21 protein-coding genes and 1 pseudogene are annotated in these 24,916 nt (G+C 37.6%); 17 read left to right on the top strand and 5 right to left on the bottom strand.

Translation table 11 applies throughout. The features are described 5' to 3' along the window. Both F985_RS13175 and fes read right to left on the bottom strand, forming a co-directional pair. Positions 1-216, bottom strand: a complete 216-nt coding sequence (locus tag F985_RS13175) for an MbtH family protein (RefSeq protein WP_004701678.1) — start codon at positions 214-216, stop codon at positions 1-3. A gap of 29 nt (positions 217-245) precedes the next feature. Further along, positions 246-1,445, bottom strand: coding sequence for an enterochelin esterase (fes, locus tag F985_RS13170; RefSeq protein ID WP_004701677.1), 1,200 nt, complete (start codon positions 1,443-1,445; stop codon positions 246-248). Positions 1,446-1,710: 265 nt separating this feature from the next. Here fes and F985_RS13165 point away from each other — a divergent pair, with 265 nt between their 5' ends. The 5 genes and pseudogenes from F985_RS13165 (at position 1,711) to F985_RS26135 (ending at position 6,316) form a co-directional block, all read left to right on the top strand. Further along, the gene (locus tag F985_RS13165; protein WP_004701676.1) at positions 1,711-2,481 is read left to right on the top strand and encodes an SDR family oxidoreductase; all 771 of its coding nucleotides are present in this window, start codon (positions 1,711-1,713) and stop codon (positions 2,479-2,481) included. A 44-nt stretch (positions 2,482-2,525) separates the two neighbouring features. Next, a complete protein-coding gene (locus tag F985_RS13160; RefSeq protein ID WP_004701675.1) occupies positions 2,526-3,749 on the top strand; it encodes an isochorismate synthase in 1,224 nt (407 codons plus the stop codon). A gap of 11 nt (positions 3,750-3,760) precedes the next feature. Continuing rightward, positions 3,761-5,425, top strand: a complete 1,665-nt coding sequence (locus tag F985_RS13155) for a (2,3-dihydroxybenzoyl)adenylate synthase (RefSeq protein WP_004701674.1) — start codon at positions 3,761-3,763, stop codon at positions 5,423-5,425. Between the two features lie 21 nt (positions 5,426-5,446). Beyond that, positions 5,447-6,097 (top strand): annotated as a pseudogene (locus F985_RS13150) (isochorismatase family protein); the annotation flags it as partial. A gap of 18 nt (positions 6,098-6,115) precedes the next feature. Continuing rightward, a complete protein-coding gene (locus tag F985_RS26135; RefSeq protein WP_406935456.1) occupies positions 6,116-6,316 on the top strand; it encodes a phosphopantetheine-binding protein in 201 nt (66 codons plus the stop codon). Positions 6,317-6,360: 44 nt separating this feature from the next. On the opposite strand, the gene F985_RS13145 is transcribed toward F985_RS26135, so the two are convergent. Continuing rightward, positions 6,361-9,510 carry a multidrug efflux RND transporter permease subunit gene (locus F985_RS13145; RefSeq protein WP_004701672.1) on the bottom strand — a complete coding sequence of 1,050 codons (3,150 nt, stop codon included), beginning with the start codon at positions 9,508-9,510 and terminating at the stop codon, positions 6,361-6,363. A 217-nt stretch (positions 9,511-9,727) separates the two neighbouring features. Here F985_RS13145 and F985_RS13140 point away from each other — a divergent pair, with 217 nt between their 5' ends. Together F985_RS13140 and F985_RS13135 are read left to right on the top strand one after the other, a co-directional pair. Further along, positions 9,728-11,689 carry a TonB-dependent receptor plug domain-containing protein gene (locus tag F985_RS13140; protein ID WP_004701670.1) on the top strand — a complete coding sequence of 654 codons (1,962 nt, stop codon included), beginning with the start codon at positions 9,728-9,730 and terminating at the stop codon, positions 11,687-11,689. 140 nt (positions 11,690-11,829) lie between these two features. Then, positions 11,830-12,231, top strand: coding sequence for a transcriptional repressor (locus F985_RS13135; RefSeq protein ID WP_004701669.1), 402 nt, complete (start codon positions 11,830-11,832; stop codon positions 12,229-12,231). Positions 12,232-12,302: 71 nt separating this feature from the next. Here the strand turns inward: F985_RS13135 and F985_RS13130 are convergent, their stop codons facing one another. Beyond that, positions 12,303-14,084 (bottom strand): bifunctional metallophosphatase/5'-nucleotidase, encoded by a 1,782-nt coding sequence (locus tag F985_RS13130; protein WP_004701667.1) that lies wholly within the window; start codon positions 14,082-14,084, stop codon positions 12,303-12,305. Between the two features lie 307 nt (positions 14,085-14,391). On the opposite strand from F985_RS13130, the gene ppk1 reads away from it, so the two are divergent. The 10 genes from ppk1 (at position 14,392) to F985_RS13085 (ending at position 23,004) form a co-directional block, all read left to right on the top strand. After that, a complete protein-coding gene (ppk1, locus tag F985_RS13125; RefSeq protein WP_004701665.1) occupies positions 14,392-16,467 on the top strand; it encodes a polyphosphate kinase 1 in 2,076 nt (691 codons plus the stop codon). Positions 16,468-16,690: 223 nt separating this feature from the next. Continuing rightward, entirely contained in the window at positions 16,691-16,765 is a 75-nt protein-coding gene (pqqA, locus tag F985_RS0104385) for a pyrroloquinoline quinone precursor peptide PqqA (protein ID WP_001982218.1), read from the top strand. A gap of 75 nt (positions 16,766-16,840) precedes the next feature. Beyond that, positions 16,841-17,752, top strand: a complete 912-nt coding sequence (gene pqqB, locus F985_RS13120; RefSeq protein WP_004701663.1) for a pyrroloquinoline quinone biosynthesis protein PqqB — start codon at positions 16,841-16,843, stop codon at positions 17,750-17,752. A gap of 8 nt (positions 17,753-17,760) precedes the next feature. Beyond that, on the top strand, positions 17,761-18,519 hold the full coding sequence (gene pqqC, locus F985_RS13115) for a pyrroloquinoline-quinone synthase PqqC (protein WP_000195110.1): 759 nt from the start codon (positions 17,761-17,763) through the stop codon (positions 18,517-18,519). Further along, the gene (pqqD, locus tag F985_RS13110) at positions 18,516-18,800 is read left to right on the top strand and encodes a pyrroloquinoline quinone biosynthesis peptide chaperone PqqD (RefSeq protein ID WP_004701662.1); all 285 of its coding nucleotides are present in this window, start codon (positions 18,516-18,518) and stop codon (positions 18,798-18,800) included. The genes pqqC and pqqD overlap by 4 nt, the downstream gene beginning before the upstream one ends. Further along, the gene (gene pqqE, locus F985_RS13105; RefSeq protein ID WP_004701659.1) at positions 18,797-19,951 is read left to right on the top strand and encodes a pyrroloquinoline quinone biosynthesis protein PqqE; all 1,155 of its coding nucleotides are present in this window, start codon (positions 18,797-18,799) and stop codon (positions 19,949-19,951) included. The genes pqqD and pqqE overlap by 4 nt, the downstream gene beginning before the upstream one ends. Before the next feature lie 16 nt (positions 19,952-19,967). Further along, on the top strand, positions 19,968-21,020 hold the full coding sequence (locus F985_RS13100; RefSeq protein WP_004701657.1) for a dipeptidase: 1,053 nt from the start codon (positions 19,968-19,970) through the stop codon (positions 21,018-21,020). A gap of 577 nt (positions 21,021-21,597) precedes the next feature. Continuing rightward, positions 21,598-21,774 (top strand): hypothetical protein, encoded by a 177-nt coding sequence (locus tag F985_RS13095; protein WP_004701655.1) that lies wholly within the window; start codon positions 21,598-21,600, stop codon positions 21,772-21,774. 244 nt (positions 21,775-22,018) lie between these two features. After that, the gene (locus F985_RS13090) at positions 22,019-22,255 is read left to right on the top strand and encodes a hypothetical protein (protein ID WP_004701653.1); all 237 of its coding nucleotides are present in this window, start codon (positions 22,019-22,021) and stop codon (positions 22,253-22,255) included. A gap of 161 nt (positions 22,256-22,416) precedes the next feature. Beyond that, on the top strand, positions 22,417-23,004 hold the full coding sequence (locus tag F985_RS13085) for a uracil-DNA glycosylase family protein (RefSeq protein ID WP_004701651.1): 588 nt from the start codon (positions 22,417-22,419) through the stop codon (positions 23,002-23,004). A 10-nt stretch (positions 23,005-23,014) separates the two neighbouring features. On the opposite strand, the gene F985_RS13080 is transcribed toward F985_RS13085, so the two are convergent. Then, positions 23,015-24,580, bottom strand: a complete 1,566-nt coding sequence (locus tag F985_RS13080) for a phospholipase D family protein (protein WP_004701649.1) — start codon at positions 24,578-24,580, stop codon at positions 23,015-23,017. Positions 24,581-24,916 lie beyond the last annotated feature (336 nt).

Genomic DNA, 24,916 nt, shown 5'->3' with positions numbered 1-24,916 from the left:
TTACGCTTGTTGAAAAGGATTAATGGTTAACCAATGCTTTTCTACATATGCAATACATGAAGCCCGCGTATCTGGTCCATGCTGAATATCCCACCCCGATGGCACCTGATGTTGAGCAGGCCATAAACTGAACTCACCTTGCTGATTTTTTAGAACTTGAAAAGATAAACTTTCGTTATCAAATGGATTGATATAATTTTCCTGTAAGTTACGCATGATATTGTTATCCTTGATGAAACAAATGGTTATAGTGAAGGTGTTTGTTGCAATGCCTTAAGCAAGTCAGTACGCCAATTCACAGCATCATGTCCGCCTGGAAAAGTGTGAAAACTCACTTGATTGAATGATTGCAATTGTTGATAAAGCTGAAGGGCATCGTCCCGCATATCGGTTTCATACGTGCCGGCACTGATATAAATTTGAGTTGTTTTTGATAATTGATGAGATAGGTTTTGAAGCAGTTCTAAAATATTACCTTTATGCTTTTGCCCTAAAATACTGTTTGAAAAATCTGACCACCAATAAGATCCAGATTGCAAAATTAGGGAAGTAAAAATGGTCGGAAACAGCAAAGCGCTATGTAAAGCACATAAACCACCTAGACTTTGACCACATAACGTAATGTCGGTTTTAGAAATAAACGAATATTCTTTTAGGAGCATTTCAATGAGTTCTTCAACCAACGCCCGACTAAATGCTTCATGACAACCATAATCTTGTTGGCGTTGTTGACTATTTAAACTATGAACAAAAACATAGGCTGCTGGACGAATCTTATTTGAATCAGTCAAATGTTGAATTTCGGACAGAATTGAAAGCTCTCGACTCCAGATTTGGCCATCAAGCAAAATAACTAATGGCAGACTTTCTTCTGCTAATTCACCACTAATAAAAATATCGACCAAATAATCCTGTTGGCATAAGCGACTTGACCATTTAAATGTCTTTGTAATTGGGCAATCGCTTATTAAAGATTTTGTGTTCTTGAGTTGAATCTGATTGATATAACGCGCTAAATGTCCTGTATAAACTGCTTGGTGGCTTAAAGGATCAATTTGAGCATTTTGTTTAAGCTGTGTCTGCCACCATGAGCGGCGTGTGGACGTGCAATCTGTTTCTGGCGCTTCTTCACTAGCCGTAACTACAACATAACTACCAGCCCAAGCTAGAGGCAGCTCTATTTCAAAAAAATGCACATCTGTCCCAGCTATACGGCTAAAACGATTCCACTTTTGATAGATAGAAGGGCTTTGTGAATAAATATCAATATAGACAAAGATACTTTCTTTAGGCTCAGGACTACGCCAAACAAAGGTACATAGCGCTTTATTTTTTTGTAGGTTAACGAGTGGGTTACCTATTTTTTTAACGATATTCCACCAGACCTCACTCCCAACATTGAGTTGTTGAAATAGGGGATGTAAGGGATGAGAAAATGGCTTCATTTTGAGTCCATCTCGACAAGAAAGCGCGGTCAAATTATCAAAATGATTATCATTAGTAAATGAAAACAATTATCATTATAATCAATAAAGAAATGCTTATTTTTATAATATTAATTAAAAACAATAACTTAATTTAAAATTATGGTTAATAAATAGCTTAATTTAGATTGTAATCATATGTTTGATATTTATTGCACTTGATAATAATGATAATTATTTGCAATTATGTTGCGCAATTTAATATTGCTTCAAACAGGAGTTAAATATGAGCTCTACCATCGTAGTCACAGGTGCTGCAAGAGGTATTGGAGCTGCTATTGCAAAAAAATTATTGCAGCAAGGGTATCAAGTGATTGGTATTGACCAACAGGAAAACCCAGAACAATGGGAAATCATTCAAAAGCTAGAAAACTATGAAATATCACATTGGCAAGGAATTTCACAAGACATTACACAGCAACAAACTACTCAAAATTTGATTGCGGAGCTTTTGGAAAAGCACAACATTACAGGCTTAGTAAATGCAGCGGGCGTATTAATTATGCGTTCTATGCTTGAAGCAAAAACAGAAGACTGGCAAACACTTTTCGCTGTAAATGTCATGGCACCCATTGCGATTAGTCAACAACTTGCTAAACATTTTTGTGAAAAAAAGCAGGGAAGCATTGTCACGATTAGCTCGAACAGTTCACGTATGCCACGTATACAACTTGGCATGTATGCAACGAGTAAAGCTGCACTGAGCCATTACTGCCGTAATCTTGCACTTGAAATCGCACCTCACCAAGTCAGGCTCAATATTGTTTCACCAGGCTCTACGCTCACTCAAATGCAGCAGCAGCTTTGGACAGATAATTCACCTCCACCTGCTGTTATTGATGGTGACTTAAACCAGTACCGTACTGGTATTCCACTTAGAAAACTTGCTCAGCCTGAAGATATTGCTAATACCGTTAGCTTTTTACTTTCAGACCAAGCAGCACAAATTACTATGCAAGAAATTGTGGTCGATGGGGGAGCCACATTAGGCGTTTAAATATTAATTCATCACAACAAAATAATTTTATAAGGAGTTGCGAGATGTCGGTACAGCATCCGTATTTTATCCAACGAGAAAATTTTACTGAAAGCAGAATTACACTCGCAAAAGAAGTTTTAAATTGCACTGATAACGCTGGTTTTATATTTACGACTCCTGAATACATCATATCGAGTCATCAAAAACTTAAAGATATTGAGGTTACAAAAGACACTCAGTTAAAAGAGTGGCTAACCGAAGCCCGTTTACAATTACAACAAGCGATTGCAGATGGTTATAGCGATGCCAAGGTTATGGGTGGGTTGCCATTTAGTTCATCGGCAGATGTTAATTTAATGCTGATGCAAGATGCCAAGGTTTACCAGAAAGCTTTATTTTCACAAACCGATATTAATCTTGATGACTTAATCTTAAAGCAGGCCGATTATTTACCTTCAGGTGAACACTATAAACAACAGGTTGAATATTTAGTACAACAAATGCGGGCACAAAAGCTAGATAAAGCAGTACTTGCTCGTATTTTACAACTTGAATTTGAAGAGAATCTTCCAGTCTCAGATGTACTTTATAACTTGGCCAAGCATAATCCTGAAGGATATAACTATGCAGTTGCAAGACACCCTCAAAGCGAAGGTTGGTTTGTTGGTGCAAGTCCTGAACTATTAATTGCAAAGCAAAATAATAAAATGTGGAGTAAACCTGTTGCGGGCACATTAGCACGCGATGATGATCCGATTGTTGACCAAAATAATGCAAGAGCTTTATTAGCTTCACAAAAAGATCAATATGAGCATGCTCTTGTCATCGAAATGATTGCCGATGAACTCACTCCTTTCTGCAAGCAACTACATGTGCCCAAACAACCTTCACTTATTCGCACCAAACGTCTTTGGCACTTGGCCTCACACATTACGGGCGAGCTTAAGCAAGCCGATACTCATGTTTTTGACTTAATTGAACGTCTACATCCAACACCTGCAATTTGTGGTGAGCCAAGTTCCATAGCAAAAAATTTGATTCAGCAACTTGAACCATTTAACCGTGAACTATTCGCTGGAACCATGGGTTGGGCCGATGCCGAAGGTAATGGTGAATGGTCTGTGACCGTGCGCTGTGCTCGTATTTATCAAAATATTGCCCGTTTATTTGCCGGTGCAGGAATTGTGGAAGCCTCACGTCCACAAGCTGAACATGCTGAAACTGCTGCAAAGTTCCGTACTGTACTTGATGGCTTGCACATTTCACCAGACCAATTACCACGATAAGGAATATACAGATGACAACAAAAAAGTATTTAGAGGGCGCTGTGCCATATCCAGAAGAATTTGCCATGGCTTACCGTAAGAAAGGCTATTGGATTGGACAAAATCTGAGTGATTTTTTACGGGAAAGTGCTCAAAAGTATGCGAAAAATATTGCAATTTATGATGGTGATAAAGCTGTTAGCTATGAAAAATTTGACAACTTAGTTGACTGTTGTGCAAGCCATTTATATCAATATGGCTTACGTGCGGGCGATAAAGCCGTCGTACAAATGCCAAACCGCTATCAGTTCTATATTCTATTTTTTGCACTGATTCGATTAGGTGCTTTACCTATCATGTCTTTGCCTGCCCATCGATATGCCGAACTCAGTAGCTTTTTTAAACAGACGCAAGCTAAAGCTTATTTCTGCGCAGATTTTGGCGCCCAAAAATTTGATTACCGAGAGCTTGCCGAAAAGCTTCAGCAAACAGCACCTTGCTTAGAGCATGTATTTGTACTTGGTGATGCTGGTAATTTTGTTGCTATCGAAAATCTATTAAAAGAAACAGAAATTCTAGCGGAAGCAATCTCGCCAACTACAGCAGATCAAGTGGCTTTTTTACAGCTTTCGGGGGGTAGCACAGGTGTTCCAAAACTGATTCCACGTACTCATGATGATTATCTCTACAGTGTGCGTGAGAGTGCCAAAATTTGCCAACTCAATCAGGCATCACGCTTACTCATGGTTTTACCTGCGGCACATAACTTTTCAATGAGCTCGGCTGGTTCTTTAGGCATTTTTTATGCGGGTGGCGCGGTGGTTTTAGGTACAGATCCAAGCCCTGAAACTGCATTTCCACTTATTAAAAAACACGGTGTGACAGATGCTTGTTTAGTTCCTGCATTGGTTCGACCGTGGATGGATAAAGCAGCAAAAGATCAAGATCCAATATTATCAACTTTACGTTGCCTGCAAGTCGGAGGAGCCCGTTTACCCGATGCAGTTGCCACACGCTTGATTGATGAGTTTAAGATTAATTTGCAACAGGTCTTTGGAATGGCTGAAGGACTTGTGAACTACACCCGTTTTGGCATGTCAAAAGAACAAATTATTCATACCCAAGGTTTAAAAATCTCGCCAGATGATGAAATTTTGGTGTTGGATGATCATGACCAGCCAGTTCAAGCTGGAGAGGTAGGGCATCTACTCACTCGTGGTCCTTATACCATTCGCGGCTATTACCAAGCACCAGAGCACAACGCTCGTTCTTTTACGCCAGATGGTTTTTATCGTACAGGTGACTTAGTTCGTATTCGTGATGATGGCTGCATTGTTGTCGAAGGACGTTCAAAAGAACAAATCAATCGTGCTGGTGAAAAAATTGCGACTGAAGAAGTGGAACAAGCTTTATTAACTCATCCACAAATTCGCCTTGCAGCACTGGTTGCTATGCCTGATGAGATTATGGGTGAAAAAAGCTGTGCCTTTATTGCATGGCAATCACAAACCAATGATCCAAGTCCAATTCGCCTTGCTATGTCAGTTCGTCAACATCTGAAAGACTATGGGCTTGCTACCTACAAAATTCCCGATCGTGTCGAATTTATCGAGCAGTTTCCATATACAGCCTTTGGAAAAATCGACAAAAAAACACTCCGTCAACAACTTGAAACTAAAACCAATGTTCTTGCTTAAAGATAAAAAAGGAAAAATTTGATGAGTATTCCCAAAATTGCCAGTTACAGTATGCCTCAAGCCCATGAGTTTACACCTAATAAAACCCATTGGCAGTTACATACTAATCGCGCCGTTTTATTAGTGCACGATATGCAGCAGTATTTTTTAGACTTTTATGATCAAACTCAAGCACCTATTCCAGAGCTCATTAAAAATACCAAAGAACTGATTGAAACTGCGCGTAAGTTTAATATCCCTGTCGTCTATACTGCACAGCCCGGTAACCAGACACCTGAACATCGCCAGTTATTAACTGATTTTTGGGGAACTGGTCTAAAAGATGATCCGTATATTACTCAGATTTTGCCGGAAATATCACCTCAGAAAAATGATACCGTTTTAACAAAATGGCGTTATAGCGCATTTAAGTTTTCACCACTTGAACAACTTATGCGTGAGTCAGGTCGTGATCAGCTCATTATTTGTGGTGTTTATGCTCATATTGGCTGCCTCATGAGTGCCGCAGAAGCCTTCATGCTCAACATACAACCATTTTTATGTGGTGATGCACTCGCTGACTTTAGCCGTGAAGAACACGACATGGCATTAAAATATGCAAGTACACGTTGCGCTCAAGTCATGACCACCCAGCAAGTGACTCGTGCTTGGACACTTGAACAAGCAGCCTCGCCATTAACCCAAGCAGGGATTGTTCAAGCGGTAAGTGAGCAACTACAGATTCCAGCTTCGGACATTCGGTTAAATGATGATTTACTCATGCTTGGGCTTGATTCAGTTCGCCTAATGACTTTAGTGGGTAAATGGCAGGCTTACGGCGCTCAAGTGAGCTTTGAAGATTTAGCAGAACAACCTACATTAGAAGTATGGATTGAGAAACTAGTCGCTTAAATTTAAACAATAAAAAAGCAGATCATTGATCTGCTTTTTTTGTTCTATAAAGAGGAATGATCTTTTCTATATTTAGATACACGTCTAAACCAAACCCGTCCAAGCGACCATTGCAAAGTCGGTAAACTATGTACCAAGACAAAGAAAAACACCGTAAATACAGGGACCAGTACGGTTCCTATAATCACACTGCCAAATACACTCATACCAATTTCATGGCGACTCACTGCACCAGCACCTGTGGCAACAACAAGGGGAATAACACCCGCACCAAAAGCCAGCGAGGTCATTAAAATTGGACGTAAGCGTAGAGCTAAAGCCTCACATGCGGCAGTAACATAGCCTTTACCTTGTTTTATGGCTTTAGTTGCGAACTCCACAATTAAAATCGCGTTTTTACAAGACAAACCAATACCCGTTAGTAACGCGATTTGGAAATACACATCGTTTGGTAAGTTAAAAATTTGAGCAAATACAATAGTTCCCGTAATGCCTAGCGGAAGTCCTAGTAAAATAATAAGAGGTACTTTCCAGCTTTCATATAAAGCGGCTAAACATAAGAAAATAAATAAAATAGAGATAATGTATAAAAATAAGGCTTGCTGGCTCGATTGCTGCTCTTGTAAAGAGAGGCCACTCCATGCGACATTTACACCAGACTGTTTACTCACCATATCACTTAACTGTTGCATTGCCTGACCTGAGCTAAAGCCAGAACTCACATTTGCTTCAAGTTGTATTGCAGCAAGTCCCATAAATCTTGTTAGTGTTTCTGGACCACCAGTCCACTCACTTTGACCAAAATGGGCAAGAGAAAGCATTCCACCTGTATTATTACGGACGTGCCAATAAGCTAAATCTTCAGGTTTAGAGCGAAATTCAGCATCACCTTGCATAATGATTCGTTTAATTTTGCCTCTTTCAACAAAATCTCCCACATAGTTTCCACCCCAAGCAGTTGATAAAGTTGAACGTATTGCTTGTTGATCAATCCCTAATATCTTGGCTTTATTCTGGTCGAATTGAATAAAAACTTCAGCCTTATTTTCATCTACAAGCGGACTTAAATTTTCAAACGCAGGGTAATTGTGAGAATCTTTTTCTAAGGCTTTATATTGTTTAATGAGTTCATCGCGTCCTTGACCATTTACATCTCTGAGCCAAAGTTCTAAAGCATCAGATTGGCCCAAACCAGAAACACTTGCAGGCATACCCACCATAACTTTGGCTGGTAAGTTTTTTTGCAAGTAATCTTGCGCACGTCCACGAATAGCACTCGCCGTATTGGCTTCTCCTTTACGCTCATTCCAATGTTTAAGCGAAACAAAGGCCATACCTAAATTTGGACCGCTTCCCGAAAAATTTTGTCCATTAACTACTAAGACGGTATTGATATTTTTGGCTTCATGTTCAAAGAAATAGTTATTGACCAGTTTACCTACTTCTTGTGTTTGGCTCATAGAAGCACTGTTATGCAAACTATAAGGCACAGCCAACAAACCTTGATCTTCATTTGGAATAAAGCTCGTCGGCAAACTACGATAAATCACAATTAAAACAGCAGCTAAAGCTAACACTACAAGACATGAAAGTGCTTTAAATTTGATTAAACTTTTTGCTAAAAAACTAAAACCAACTTTAACTTTTTCAAGCAAAGTCTCAAGTTTTTGTCCCCATTTAGGTTGTTGAGTTTGTTTTTTTAGTAAGACAGCACACAAAGCTGGCGTAATAAACATGGCTACCAATAAAGATAACAACATCGCAGCCGCTAGGGTGATTGAAAACTGGCGGTAAATCATACCCGTTGAACCACTAAAAAAAGCCATAGGGATAAATACGGCGGTTAGTACCAAGGTAATACCCATCAATGCACCGCTAATTTCTTGCATCGATGCTAAACATGCATCCCGAACACTTAATTGTTGCTCATGCATAAGCCGTTCAACATTTTCAACCACGACAATCGTGTCATCAACCAATAAACCAATTGCTAGAACCAGTGCAAACAGGGTAAGTGTATTAATACTCATTCCAGACAAATACAACACAACAAAGGTACCGCAAATCACAATAGGTACAGTAATGGTTGGAATAAGTGTAGCGCGCCAATTTTGTAAAAAGAGATACATGACAATGACGACCAACACCACAGCTTCAAGCAGAGTAATGATGACTTGTTTAATCGACTCTTCAATAAATGGGGTATTGTCACGTGGATAAACTACTTTATATCCAGTGGGTAGATGCTGCTTGAGCTGTTCAATTTTTGCTTTAATTAGAGCAGAGGTTTCAATTGCGTTCGCATCGGGACTGAGTGAAATGCCTAAACCAGCAGAAGGGTAGCCATTTAGTGTATTAATACTTTCATAGTTTTCGGCACCTAACTCGACTCTCGCTACATCTTTTAAATAAACCAGACTCCCATCTACATTGGCTTTAACCACAACCGATTTAAAATCGTTGACTGTTTTTAATCGAGAACCCGCTGTGACTTTGGCATAAATATTCTGATCAGCAGCCGAAGGCATAGCACCAATCGAACCTGCAGCAATTTGGGTATTGTAGTCTTCAAGTGCCTTTTCAATATCACTCGGCATAAGTTGATAATTTCTAAGCTGATTTGGATTTAACCAAATACGCATGGCATAACTTGAACCAAACACATCCACCTCACCAATTCCTTGCAGTTGCGAGAGAGGTTGTTCAAAGTGATTGACCATATAGTCCGATAATTCGATATTGCTGGCTTTACCTGTCTCATCGTATAGACCCACAATTAACAGCATATCACCTGTGGTTTTCCAAATATTTACCCCTTGCCGTTGTACTTGCTCGGGGAGACGGTTTAATGCACTGTTAATGCGGTTTTGTACTTGTAGTTGTGCCTTATCAATATCTGTACCAATTTTAAAATGAATATCAATACTGGCCGTTCCTGAAGATTCACTATTTGATGTGAAATAGAGTAAGTTATCCAGTCCTTTGATTTGTTGTTCTAAAATCTGAGTTACGCTTTCTTCAACAGTTTCAGCAGACGCACCTCGGTAATTAGCAACCACTGTGACACTTGGAGGAGCTAAGTTTGGATAACGCTCAACGGGCATTGCACGAATAGAAAAAAAACCAAAAATAAGAATAGTGATGGCAATGACAGATACAAAAATGGGGTGATAAATAAAAAATCGAGAGAGCATTGTTATGTCTACTTTAAGCTTGTTTTCAATAGGTTTTTAGGCACACCAAATTGCAATATTAACTTTTTTAAATCAAACAAACAATAATGATTATCATTATATAAATAATAATTACTTTTATCTTGAACAATAAAAGTCATGAGCCTATCATGCTCGGCACATCATAAATGATAACAATTATCATATGGTAATCGTTATAAAATATAAGGACCGAGAAATGACGTTAACAAAAAAGGCGCTGGTGGTCGCCCTCTCAACACTGCTTCCATTCGCAGTCCAAGCAAATACAGATATTGAGCAACAGGGCACAAATGAACCTGTTCAAAAACTTAAAACCATTGTGGTTTCTGCTGCTTTAAAAGAACAAGATGTAGATAAAGCACCCGCATCCATTAGTGTCATCACAAGTGAAGATATTGAACGTAGTGCAGCACTGAGCCTTGCAGACGTTTTACAAAAACAAGCAGGGGTATATAACTATAACAGTGGTCAAGATAAAATCGTTATACGGGGAATGCTGAATACCTCGGGGAACTACACCTTAATTCTTTTAAACGGTAAACGCATGTCATCTAATGGCGCCATGTGGCGAGGTAATGACTTTGACTGGAGCGCAATTCCTTTAAATAGCATTGAGCGTGTTGAAGTGATTCGTGGGCCTATGCCATCACTCTATGGCGCAGATGCGATGGGCGGTGTAATTAACATAATTACTAAAAAAGCAGAAGATGGACAATTACACGGTTCTATTTTTGGTCAATATAACCGGGCTGACCGAGGCGATGGTAAAAACCAGTACCGTTATGGATTTAACCTATATGGTGGTTTAACCGATAATTTAAGTTTTACTCTGGCAGGTGACGCCTATAACCGCGATGCGTGGTATAGAAAAGGCCAGCCAGATCCAGATGGTGCATATTTTGTAGAAAAAGACACCAAAAATGTAAATGGTACTTTAAGCTGGAATATTAATGATCAGCAAACTCTAGATTTAGATTTGGGTTATAACAACGATAAACGCCCGCTGACGCAAGATGCAGCTACATCTATTCAAGAATCTGAAATGAAGCGAACCAATGTAGGCATTGCTCACCGTGGTAAATGGGTTTGGGGAAAAACAGAAGCTTATATTGGTAAAGAAACAGCTAAAATCTATGACTATGACAGTGAGTACGATGCGCCGCAAAGCCGTCACTATAAACAAGAAAATTTAATTGGTCGTGCTTTTGCCAACTTTGACTGGCTCATGAATAACACGACTGCTGGTTTCGATTATAAAGACCAGAAAATTACAGACGTTGTAAGTTATATCGGCACTGGAAAAAATCAGCAAAAAAGCTACGGTATTTTTGTGCAAAACGATACCCACATTAATGATGCACTTACCTTAACATTAGGTGGTCGTTACGACAACTTTGATGACTTTGATGGTAAAACGACTGGTAAAGCCTATTTAGCATATCAACTCGCTGAAGGAGTCATACTTAAAGGTGGCGTGGGACAAGCTTATAAAGTTCCGGCTCCTGCTCAGTTAGACATTAACTACTCGATGATTTCATGTGGAGGTAGTTGCCACATTCGAGGTAATCCAAACCTAGCGCCAGAAGAAAGTACAAACTATGAAGCGTCTTTAATTGTGACGCGTCCAAACTGGAATGCTGTCGTTACGATTTTCCAAAACGATGTAAAGAACTTGATTGAAGCAATTACCTTGAGTGATGGGGACCCGCGTTTAGTAGGTGATTTTAGAAAAATCTGGACCAATGTGAGCCGCGCAGAACTGAAAGGTGTTGAGCTTACAGGTGGATATGATTTCACTGACAATTTAGGCGTTAAGGCAAACGCAACTTATCTGGATGCGAAAAACAAAACTACAGGTAAAGACTTAACTGAACGACCAGAATGGCTTGCCAATGGCTCTATTTCTTGGGCACCAGTTCAAGACTTTCGTGTAAATGCAGGCGTGAGTTATGTAGGCAAACAAATGTACTCTGCAACTAAGGAGTTACCAGCGTATACGACCTATGACCTTACGTTTACCTCGCCAATTTCGCCACGTTTAACACTGGACTACGGTGTGAAAAACCTGACCGATGTTGACTTGGAAGATAAAAACAAAACTTTTAATACCAAACTTTATGGCCGCAATTACTTTGTGAAAGCGACTTATAGTTTCTAAGTTAAATCTAGGCTCAAAGCTTATTCATAGGGGAATAGGCTTTGAGCTTTTCAGTTAGAAAACATCCATAATTTTCAAGTAAATATAGACAAAATAATTTTTAAAAATTTCTATATTTCTAAACTTTAAGGTTAATTAACATGACGACAATATCAAAATCATTATTAAATGGATTACCTATAAAAAAATCGAGAATACAGGTTTTTGAAATTTTAAATCAGAACCCACATGGCTTAAGTGCGGATAGCATTTATGCACAAATTAAAAATGAATATAAAATTACACTAGGCACCATTTACCGAATTTTATCTGAGTTTGAAAATCGCAAACTCGTCAAAAGAGTGTTTTTGGGAAAAAGTAAAAGTATTTATAAGCTCAGAAAAGACAAAATGAGTTGTAATCTGATTTGCTTAAAAACAGCAGAAACTTCAAGCTTTGAACATGAAAAAGTGAAGGAACTATTGCATGAAGTTATGGATATTATTTTTGCAAATACTGGAGCAGACATCAGCAGTGTAGAACTTAATCTCTATACTGAATGAAAGCTCTTTTAGCTTTTCATATAAAAATAAAGGACAGCTTCGTACTGTCCTTTATACGTCATTAAATGAAATTATTTGATGACTTTAATTCGAGTAGTAGCCGGAATAATGAGTGGTGAATTTTTAGCAACATAGCTCTCAAAGGCATCAATATCTTGACCGCCACCAACACGGTTCTGACCATCCTTTAACACCGTAAAGTTGTCACCACCATCTGCCAAGAAGCTATTGACTGTTACACGGTATACCTTGGTGTCAACCAATGGGGAACCAGCAATCATAATATTGCTTGCTCTCGGTGAAACAGTTGTATTTGCTGAATATTGATAACTTAACTCTTTAGATGGCTGTAAAATTTTAGGTGAGCTTGCATTTCCACCCGTCCATTGCTGCTCAAGCACATCTCGAATTTGTTTACCGGTTAAGCTCAGCGTCACAATCGAATTACCAAAAGGTTGAACCGCAAAAATATCACCAAAGGTAATTTGATTACTGCTGTTAATCAGTAGGTCGGCACGTACACCACCTGGGTTCATGAGTGTAAAGTCCGAACCTTGGTCGCTTGCTTTAAGAGCAGAGGCTTGTTGTGCATCAGCAATCATATCGCCTAATGGACTTTCACCACTTTCAGCCTGAGTACGGCTCACAACGGCAGTAGACGTTCCAACCACGCGCCCAGAAATAGTCGTTACTGCTTGACGGTATTTGTCTAAAATCGCTTCGATACTTGGTGTCTTACTAAATTTTTGATAAAGATCTGTAAGGCTTACAGTGGTTGTACCTGAAGTATAGGCCTCACTTTGAACCGGAACTTGTTTAGCATCTTTTTTAATAATGTCGCCAGTTTTACCATCTAGCTCAATCTTAATATCGGTAATCAGCGTGCCATATTGGCCAGCGGAAGTCAGTAAGAACGGTTTAGCCGGGTTTTTAGTTGCATAGTCACAAATATAAGATTGATGCGTATGCCCTGAAACAACAATATCAACTGCCGGATTTAAGCGATCTAAAATACCTAAAATCGGCCCACTTAAACCATCACATGTTTTTTGATTAAGCTTAGTACTTGGTGCTGCACCTTCATGGACAACCACCACAAAAGCCTGAATGCCTTGTTTTTGTAGTTCAGGAATAAGGGCATTGACTGTATCAGCCTCATCACGAAACTCAACGTCTTTTATACCAGCTGCAGACACAATGCTTGGAGTTGCTTTAAGTGTTAAACCAATAAATGCAACTGGAATTCCGCCATAAGTTTTGACTTTATAAGCTGGAAAAATTGTTTTGCTTGCATCGTTTTTCATTGCAACGTTGGCGGCAAGGAAGTTAAATTTTGCACCACTAAAGTTTTTATTAATTTGGCAGGGTGCTGTACTTGTATATTGTTTACAGCCACCATTTTGCAAACGGCGTAACTCATCTGTACCGCGGTCAAACTCATGGTTACCCACAGCATTAAAGTCAATTTGAATATCATTCATGACATCAATGGTAGGTTCATCTAAAAATAGTGAAGAAGTCAGTGGGGAAGCGCTAATTAAGTCGCCCGCTGAAACAACAGCATTATTGGGATTTTGAGCTCTAAGTTTCTTAATTGCATCTGCAAAGTAACTCACACCACCAACGGGAATACGTACTGTCTGAGATGCATCATTTGGGTTAGTTGCATCAACATAGCGTTTAGGTGGTTCTAAATTTCCATGAAAGTCGTTAAAAGCTAAAATATCGACCGTCTGGTTACTTCGGGGTGCAGATGTATTTGAATCACTGTCATTGTTATCATTACAACCAGCTAATAAAGCCATTGCCAGACATAAAGATGTTGTCTTAAATAATATATTTAAAGTCGTCATTTTTTATCAATTGGTGAATTAAGATGCATAAAAAATACGCATACTATATGAATATTTAATGAAAACTAAATCTTTATCAAAATCAGATGATCTTTAAAAAATTAATGCTAAGATGATAATAGATACCCATAAACGCAAGGAAATAAGCAAAAGGTTAAAATAGATCGTAATTTTGAAAGTTTTCATAAAAAATTCATGAATTTGCAATAAAATAGTTACAAGATGTCCGGTGAATAAAATCGGTTATACATTATTAAATTAATCTTTTTTATTCATGTACAATTTTTATCAATTATAAGAGTCAAGAATGACATCATTACCTACATTATCTAGCCCAAACCAGCATAATTTAGAAACGTATATTAATAGAGAACTCTCTTTATTAGAGTTTCATAAGCGAGTGCTTGCTCAGGCCAAAGATATTGAACACCCATTACTTGAACGTTTAAATTTTTTAATTATTTTTTCACGTAATCTGGATGAATTTTTTGAAATCCGTGTTGCAAGTTTAATCCAGAAAATTAGCTTAATGAGTCAAGCAACTGGGCCAGAAGGCTTGCCATTAGCAGAAGTATTAAAACAAATTTCGAAAAATGCACATGAAGCCGTTGAAGAACAATATAACATTTTAAATTATACCTTGTTGCCACAGCTACAAGGTTATGGTGTTCATTTTATTCAGCACGGCGATATATTAGAGAAACATAAAGACTGGATTAAAGAATACTTTTTTAAAGAAGTACAACCTGTCGTTACTCCAATTAGTCTAGATCCGGCGCATCCATTTCCACGGTTAGTTAATAAAAGTCTTAACTTCATTGTGACTTTGGAAGGTAAAGACGCTTTCGGACGCCAAATTGATTTAGCAATTGTCCCAGCACCACGCTCTTTACCAAGACTGGTTAAAATTCCAGAGCATATTTCTGGTGGTGCAGAACATTACATTTTGCTCTCGGCTATTATTCATCAGCACATTTCAGATTTATTTCCGGGCATGAAAGCCACAGGTTGTTATCAATTTCGCGTGACCAGAAATGCCGATTTAACCGTTTCAGAAGATGTAGAAGACTTGGCCGTGGCTTTAAAAGGTGAGTTATCTTCACGCCGTTTTGGTCAAGCGGTTCGTTTGGAAGTTGCAAAAAAATGTCCTGAAGAAATTGCAAACTATTTATTAGAGCAATTTGATTTAGATGCTGAACATCTTTATTACGTCGATGGTCCCGTCAACCTAGCCCGCTTTATTTCAAACTTTGATTTGCCAGATTTACGCTATAAACCGTATCAACAAGTTTTACCAAAACTCCTCTATAGCAAAAAGCCAATTTTTGATGTGTTAAAAGCAGGAGATGTTTTACTTCATCATCCGTTTGACTCATTTGCACCTGTCATCAAGTTTCTTCGGGAAGCTGCACAAGATCCAAATGTCTTGGCTATTAAACAAACCTTATACCGTAGTGGAGCGAACTCGGAAATCGTTCAACTTCTTGCAGAAGCTGCACGTAATGGAAAAGAAGTTACTGCGGTCATTGAGTTACGGGCACGTTTTGACGAAGAGTCCAATATTGAAGTAGCTAACGTATTGCAAGAAGCGGGCGCAGTTGTCGTTTATGGCATTGTTGGCTACAAAACTCACGCTAAAATGATTTTGGTCGTTCGCCGTGAACAAGACAAAATGAAAAGATATGTCCACTTAGGTACAGGCAATTATCATGCGGTGAATGCCAAAATTTATACCGATTTTGGCCTGCTTACGAGTGATGCTGAAATTTGTGAAGACGTACATAAGATTTTCCAAGAACTGACTGGTATGGGCAAAATGGCAAAGCTTAAAAAACTTTTTCATGCACCGTTTACCTTGCACTCTCAGTTGCTAGAGCTTATTGAACAAGAAATTAAAAATCGTCTTGCTGGCAAGAAGGCACATATCATCATTAAAGTGAATGCACTCACTGAACCACAGCTCATTAGCGCGCTTTATAAAGCTTCTCAAGCAGGTGTACAAATTGATTTAATTATTCGTTCCATTTGCTGTTTAAGACCACAAGTTACAGGGCTGTCCGATAATATTCGGGTACGTTCAATTGTTGGCCGTTATTTAGAACATACTCGGGTTTACTATTTTTATAATGATGGCGATACAAAAGTGTTTTGCGCTAGTGCAGACTGGATGGAACGTAATTTGTTCTCTCGTATCGAAACTTGTTTCCCAATCGAAAGTAAAAAATTAAAGAAACAAGTGATTGAAGATGGGCTAAACAATTATCTAAAGGATAATCGTCAAGCGTGGGAGTTACAAGCCGATGGAACTTGGGTGCAATGTCAGGCTAAAGAGGGGCAAGAGCTTTATATTGCGCAGCAACACTTAATGAACTTAGCCGTGTAAAACATCTGTCATAGCAGTATATACATCTGCTATGGCCTTTTAATCGCCTTTGATTGATAAGGAGTTATTAAAATTTGGACAAAAAACACAATTATCGAACAATATCTTGTACCAACCTTATCTACAAACGTGACATTTTTAATTAGAATAAATTTTTAATTGCTTTATAAGATTTGATCAAGTGATTCATTTCACAAGATTAATCCTGACTGGAGAAAAATTTATGCAATGGACAAAACCAGCTTTCACTGATTTACGTATTGGTTTTGAAGTAACAATGTACTTTGAAGCACGTTAATTATTTCTATTCAAATCTGTCATAAGCCCTAGTTTTGTTCTAGGGCTTATGTCTTTCTAATAAGATATTAATTTTATGTATATTTATATTTTAGGTTCAGCAGCTGGGGGCGGCTTCCCTCAGTGGAACTGTAATTGTCCTAATTGTCATGGTGTCCGTACAGGTACGATGAATTCCAAAGTGCGTACTCAATCTTCAATTGCGGTTTCAGAAAACGGCGTAGACTGGATTTTATTAAACGCATCACCAGATATCCGTCAGCAATTATTTGATTTTAAAGCAGCTCAACCTGCGCGTAAATTACGTGACACGGGCATTACCAACGTTATTTTAATGGATAGCCAGCTTGACCATACCACTGGACTTTTAACTCTACGTGAAGGCTGCCCAATGAATGTGTGGTGTACAGAAATGGTCTATCAAGACCTGACCACAGGTTTTCCAGTCTTTAATATGTTGAAGCACTGGAATGGAGGTCTTCAATACAATGAAATTAATCCTAAACAAGCTTTTAAAATTAATGGTTTCGAAAATTTAGAATTTTTACCTTTAATTATTCAAAGCGCTGCACCACCATATTCACCACATCGCCATGACCCGCATGAAGGCGACAATATTGCTTTAATCATCAAAGATCGTAAAACACAAAAACAGTTGTTTTATGCGCCAGGGCTTGGAAAGATTGACGATCAAATCATGCAGATTATGCAAAATTCAGATTGTATCATGATTGACGGTACACTCTGGACCGATGATGAAATGCAACAAACGGGTGTAGGTAAAAAAACTGGCCGTGAAATGGGTCATTTATACATTAGTGGTGAAGGTGGTTCGTTGTCTTATTTGAACCAACTCAATACACCGAAAAAAGTACTAATTCATATTAACAATACAAATCCGATTTTAAATGAAGACTCCGCTCAGTTTGCCGAACTAAAGGCAAATGGTGTAGAGGTTGCCTATGATGGCATGCAGATCGAACTCTAAGGTGAGCTATGACACAAACACCTGAAGCTTTAACAACCGAACAATTTAAACAGGCTATTATTGATAAAGGTCAGTATTATCATATCTATCATCCATTTCATGTAATGATGTATGAAGGTAAAGCGACTCAGCAACAAATTCAGGCTTGGGTTGCAAACCGTTATTATTATCAAATCAACATTCCACTCAAAGATGCCGCGATTATGGCAAATTGTCCAGACCAGCGCGTGCGTCAGGAATGGATTCAACGCATGATTGACCAAGATGGTGAATATCCTGACGGTGGTGGTCGAGAGGCATGGCTACGCTTGGCAGAAGCTGTTGGTTTGAGTCGTGAGCAAGTGATTTCCGAAGAATTGGTTTTACCGGGTGTTCGCTTTGCTGTAGATGCCTATGTAAATTTTGCACGCCGTGCATCATGGCGCGAGGCAGCAAGCAGCTCTTTAACTGAACTTTTTGCCCCACAGATTCATCAGTCACGACTTGAGTCATGGCCACAACATTACCCTTGGATTGATGACAAGGGTTATGAATATTTCCGCTCTCGTTTAAGTCAAGCACGCCGTGATGTTGAACATGGTTTAACAATCACACTTGATTCATTTACCACACATGAGCAACAACAAAGAATGCTCGAAATATTGCAGTTTAAACTGGATATTTTATGGAGCATTTTAGATGCCTTAACACTGGCATACGTACACAATGAAGCACCGTATCACAGTGTGACTCAAGAACGTGTATGGCATAAAGGACTATTTAAATGAATAAAGAACAATTTGATTTAAATCTTGTGCCAACATGGCGACAAGGTTATCGTTTCCAATTTGAACCCGCTCAAAATGGCTTTGTGATTTTATATCCTGAAGGCATGATCAAGTTAAATGAAAGTGCAGGGGCCATTGGACAATATATTGATGGGAAAAATAATGTCTCTGCCATTATTGCCCAGATCAAGCAACAATTTGGCGAGATAGCTGAAATTGATAGTGATGTTATTGATTACATGTTAGTTGCCCAGCAACAGCACTGGATTGATTTTATATGACCAATGGTGTTGGTTTACCACTATGGTTACTAGCGGAGCTAACGTATCGTTGCCCGCTACAATGTCCATATTGTTCAAACCCTTTAGACTACGCACAGCACAAAAATGAATTGACCACTCAAGAGTGGTTTGACGTTTTCGATCAAGCGCGTCAAATGGGTGCTGTGCAACTCGGTTTTTCGGGTGGCGAGCCTTTAGTACGTCAAGATCTAGAAGAGCTTGTAGCACATGCGCACCAACTTGGGTTTTATACCAACCTGATTACCTCTGGTATGGGCCTTACCGAACAGCGTATTTCCCATTTAAAGCAAGCTGGCCTAGACCATATTCAAATTAGCTTTCAAGCAAGTGACCCAGTTGTTAATGACGCTTTGGCAGGTTCAAAACATGCTTTTGAACAAAAGTATGAAATGTGTCGTCTGGTAAAAGAATATGATTATCCGATGGTTCTTAATTTTGTGATTCATCGACATAACATTGACCAGATTGATAAAATTATCGAGCTTTGCCTTGAACTTAATTCAGATACAGTCGAGTTAGCTATTTGTCAGTTTTATGGTTGGGCATTTTTAAACCGTCAAGGTTTATTACCAACGCAAGAACAACTTATACGTGCAGAGCGTATTACCAATGAATATCGCGACAAGTTAAAAGCACAAAATCATCCTTGCAAACTTATTTTTGTAGTGCCTGACTATTACGAAGAAAGACCAAAAGCCTGTATGAATGGCTGGGGCAAAATTTTCTTTACCGTTGCACCAGATGGTATGGCTTTGCCTTGTCACGCCGCTAGACAGTTACCAATTTCTTTCCCAAATGTTCGTGAGCAAAGCCTTTCCAATATTTGGTATGAATCTACAGGTTTTAATCACTTCCGTGGCGATGCATGGATGCCAGAAGGCTGCCGTAGTTGCCCAGATAAAGACCGCGACTTTGGTGGCTGTCGTTGCCAAGCCTATATGTTAACAGGCGATGCAAGCAATGCAGATCCTGTCTGCGGTAAATCGCCATATCATCAGCTTATTGAACAAGCACGTGCCGAGAGTGAACTCGATTCCTCTCTAGAAAAACTAGTGTTCCGTAATACTAAAAATTCAAAGCAATTTACGGTTCAGCAAAACATTCCTGTTCAAAATATTGCAGATGAATAGTGGTGAGAACGTAAATATGAACCATAGCTCAATTCCTGTTTTTGATGGTCATAATGATGTACTAACGCGCCTTTGGTTAAGCGATCATCGCAATCCTGCTCAAGCTTTTATTCAGGAACGTTTAGCAGGGCATCTCGATTTAAAACGCTGTCAAGAAGCGGGTTTTGTTGGCGGTATGTTTGCTATTTTCTTACCACCTTTTGCCTATGTTCAGCAGCACCATCCTAATAAGCTTTTTGACCAAACTTCATCTGACTTCACACAACAGCAAATTGAACAAATTTGTCTGGAACAACTCGATTTAGCAAAACAACTCGCCGAGTATTCTAATGACATTCAAATTTGCACAACTGTTCAGGATATTCAGCACTGCTTAGCAAAACAAAAGTTAGCCATTGTATTGCATATGGAAGGCGCCGAAGCACTACAACTTAATCCAGATTTACTCGATGTATTTTATGATGCAGGGCTTCGTAGCATCGGGCCGCTTTGGAATAGACCTAGTCGTTTTGGACATGGTTTAAATGCTAAGTTTCCACATTCACCAGATACGGGAGCCGGCCTTACACACGAGGGGAAAGCATTTATAAAGCGCTGTGTTGATAAAAAAATGGTGGTTGATGTTTCCCATATGAACGAAAAAGCTTTTTGGGATACCGCTAACATTCTTCAACAGCCCATTGTCGCGACTCATTCGAATGTCCATGCCTTATGTCCACAGGCCAGAAATCTAACAGATGACCAACTCAAAGTGATCAGAGACTCTAAAGGGATAGTTGGATTAAATTTTGATGTCGCATTTTTACGTAAAGATGGACAGCGTGATGCAAACACATCCATTGATGTCATTTTAGAACATCTAGAATATTTAATAGACGAAATAGGGATAGATCATGTTGGTTTTGGTTCCGACTTTGATGGGGCGCTCATTAGTCATGAAATTGAAGATGTAAGGGGACTACACCTACTCATCGAGAGAATGCAAAAAAGGCACTATTCGCATGAAATCATAGAAAAAATCTGTTTTTCTAACTGGTTGACTGTGCTTAATCGTATTTTAGATGAATAATCTATCGCTAAACTTATTGAAAATAGCGAATTATTTTACATTTTTTATTGGCCGAAATGACTAGAAAAAGTACAACTGGTTTAATTGTCAACCATTCGGTAAATTAAATAGAATCAATATTACTGAATGTAAGAACATTTGGTATTTCAGGTCTTTAGTGGTTTTCACTTGCGCCCATTTTTTCTTGAGAAGTAGAAATGGGCGTTTTTTTTTGCTTGTAAAAAATGAGAAGTTCATCACAGGATTTACTAATTAACTGCAAATCATCTCTTTACTATCTTGACTAAAAGTTCAGCATTAAATACATTTAAGTTGTATTCAAAGATAAATAAGATTGCTTCAAGCAATTAATAATACTGCTTAATCCTGAAATACAGTAGAAAGCCTATTCTTTTTTTAGAATAGGCTTTTTGCTTTGTATCAAAATTTATTTTTGAAACTATTACACTCTTCAATTAACATAAAAATTAAATACCTTACAAAAGCGGCTCAAATCAAAGCCCTTAAATAACAAAGAATGTGCTATTAATTTAAGCTGATTTATAAAAAGTTTCTCCGTCGATTGAAGAGGTGTAAAATGTTAAAATCAATTTTAGTACTAGGAACAGGTATTGCAATTGGCATGTGCATGTACAAGAAAAAGCAGAAAAATAGTAAGAGCTTTAGCACAGGTAGTGACACTGACTCATTAATTAATAAAGATAATAACAAAATTAAAGATGATGGCTCACTCGATAATGCTGTACAAGTTTAGAACTTCATAAGGGTTCATCAGTGAACCCTTCTAACATTTAAAATTAACTTTATCTAAAATAAAAATAAGACTAATAAGTTAATTTAAAAATAAATTTCATGTTATATAAAATTTTATTATTCATCTAATTATTTGAGAAATATTTAATAAAACAAAAAGAACACTTTAAATGTTAAATTTTACACATTGTAGCAAAACAAACTCTATTATTTTTTATGTTAAGAATAAGAAAATGGAGACTAAAATGTCTAAACGTCATATTTTAAAAGAAGTTAATGCGAAAAGTATGTGCGGTATGGAAATTGTAGTAGAACAAATTTTCGAAAATATATTTGAAAAAAATTTGGCTTCAAGTGAAATACAACAAAACTGGTTACCTCTTTCTAAGATTGTGATTTCAGACAAAGTCATCAATTTAGATCAAGACAATAGCTTTGCTCATCCGAGAACAGGTAAAGTCTTTAAGGTATTAAACTCTTAAATAATTTAGCTTTAGATGAATATAAAAGAAATGATTGAGGCGAAACAATAAAGGGTTCCGCCTCAATACTTTTGATTAACAGAATTTGCATTTATTGACTCGTGATTAATCTGAAAATGCGTTAAGTTATTTATAAATTTTGAAGTAAATACTGATTTTTTATGATAATTGAGATAGAAACCCATCCACTACAACCATTTTTACCTGAAAATGCTCGTTTACTAATGCTAGGGAGTTTTCCACCACCTCGTAATAAATGGAAGATGGATTTTTATTATCCAAATTTTCAAAATGACATGTGGAGAATTTTTGGCCTAATTTTTTTCAAAGATAAAACCTATTTCTTAAGTGAAAATCAAAAAACATTTAATGAAGAACGTATCCGAGAGTTTTTAACTGAAACAGGTATTGCTATTTTCGATACGGCTTATCAAATTAAACGCCTCAAGGGTAATGCTTCCGATAAATTTCTGGAAATTGTGACTCCCACAGACTTGACGACTCTGCTTCAGCAAATTCCTTTGTGCCAGACAATTATGACGACAGGCGACAAAGCAACTGATACCTTAATTTCGGTTTTACCTGAAAATACGGAAAAACCTTTAATTGGGACATCTACATCAACTTACTTTGCAGACCGCAATATTGATTTATATCGGTTACCATCTTCTTCTAGAGCATATCCATTAGCTCTTGAGAAAAAAGCAGAAGCCTATCAACAATTCTTTAATAAAATCGGATTCTTGTAATATTGAAAAATTACATCATCCATTCAATAGGCAGGTAAGAAACAGCTTTAATCATTGTTCGTTGAAAACGGCTAGTTCCCGGGTCTTTATTATATTCAATTACTTGTCCATTCGACTGGTAATCGAGCCAGACTATTTGTCCTTCGCTATTTAATTTCAGTTGATAGGCCACTTGAGTTAAGTGTTGATCTAACATAACGGAAATTTGGGTTTGTAACTGGTTAGACTCAATCACTAAGCCAACTTCAGTATTTAAATAGGTAGAGCGGGGGTCAAAGTTAAAAGAACCAATAAATACTTTGCCGTCTACATCAAAAAATTTAGCATGCAAACTGGATTTATTTTTACCTTTTGCTGGTATAACGCTACCCGTTACAATTTCGTACCAAGTTCTACGCCGCCGTTCTAGCACAGGTTTAAACTCATAAAGCTCAACACCATTTTTAAGCATTTCTACGCGGTATTGACTATAAAAAGCATGTACGATCGCAACATCATTTGCGGCAAAAGAGTTGGTTAACGCTCGAACTTTGATTCCTTCAACTCGCAGTTGCTTTAAATAATATGTACCTTGTTGGGTTGGTACAAAATAAGCCGAAGCTAATTCTAAGTGTTGCTTAGGTTTACCCATAATAGACATGACTTGCCCATATAGCATTTCATGTTCAGTTGCTGTACCTAAAATCTTCTTGGGTGAGTCTGCCACAAAGTGTGCTTTAGACCACTGAATAGGATTATGCTCTAAAAGCTCTTTTAAATAACTCTGGGCATCATAAAGCTTATCTTCTGTAAGGCTTTGGCCTTCATGATGTAATTGTTCATAATGCTCTCTTAGAGCTTTTAAATGATGCTCAGCACAAGTTCCAATAATATCAGTTGCATTTACACTTAAGGTACTTTCCCAAAAATCAGTAAATACAGCTTGGGCATGTCTTACAGCATCTCCATAGAACAAAATATCCATATCAGTAAATTGAAACTTACTGCTTGCTTCAAAGTATTCACTACTAATATTTCTACCACCTGTTACTGCAATAGTGGCATCCGCAATAATAAGTTTATTATGCATGCGGTGATTCACTTTTTTGAAGCGAAAAATATAATCAAATATTCTTAAGTATCTAAATTTATAAGGATTAAAGAGTCTGATTTCAAAGTTAGAGTGCTGTAAAAGACTTCTTAATATGCCATCAAGCTTTATACCGTTTTGATCATCAATTAACAGTCGAACTTTTATTCCTCGATCTGCTGCTTTAAGTAACTCATGCAGAATCAGGTTACCCACAAAATCATTAGTCCAAATATAATATTGTAGATCTATACTTTCCTTGGCATTTCTAATGACATATATACGTGAGGCGATACTCATAAATGCATCATCGAGGGCTACAAAGGCGGTAAGACCCTGACGCGTTTTTTCTTCTGCTACATCATCATTCAACCAGCTATTTGTCTTTATCACTATATCTTTCTCATTAGGATCGTATCTATCTGTATAAGAAGGTAAATCAGTAAAACCCCAAGCACTTAAGGCCATAGTACTATATTGCTCGTACATCTGATGAAATTTAGTCATATATTTTGGTTAACATTACCAATTTGACTATTTTTTGCATATTTTTATGAAACTAAAAAGAAAGCGGGAAAAAATAGAAGTAAAGCTTATCTTTTACAATGTTAAAAATATAGCTATATAATTAATATATATAAATTTTTTAATTAAATTTCTTTAAATACTCATGTTAAATTTAATAGTTGTAAAATAAAATTTTTAAAATAAAAGGGGCATAATACTTTGATAATAATTCATAAATTAAGAAAAAAATCTTAATTATATTAATCAATATAATAAAGAAAAATAAATTAATTTTTACCTCATCTTTAGAAGATTTTTCTAATGTTGTTATTTTAT

Origin of the sequence: Acinetobacter seifertii, assembly GCF_000368065.1 — a bacterium.
Lineage (GTDB): Bacteria > Pseudomonadota > Gammaproteobacteria > Pseudomonadales > Moraxellaceae > Acinetobacter > Acinetobacter seifertii.
Note: the sequence above shows the minus strand (reverse complement) of the source record. Positions and strands in the feature narration are given on the sequence as shown.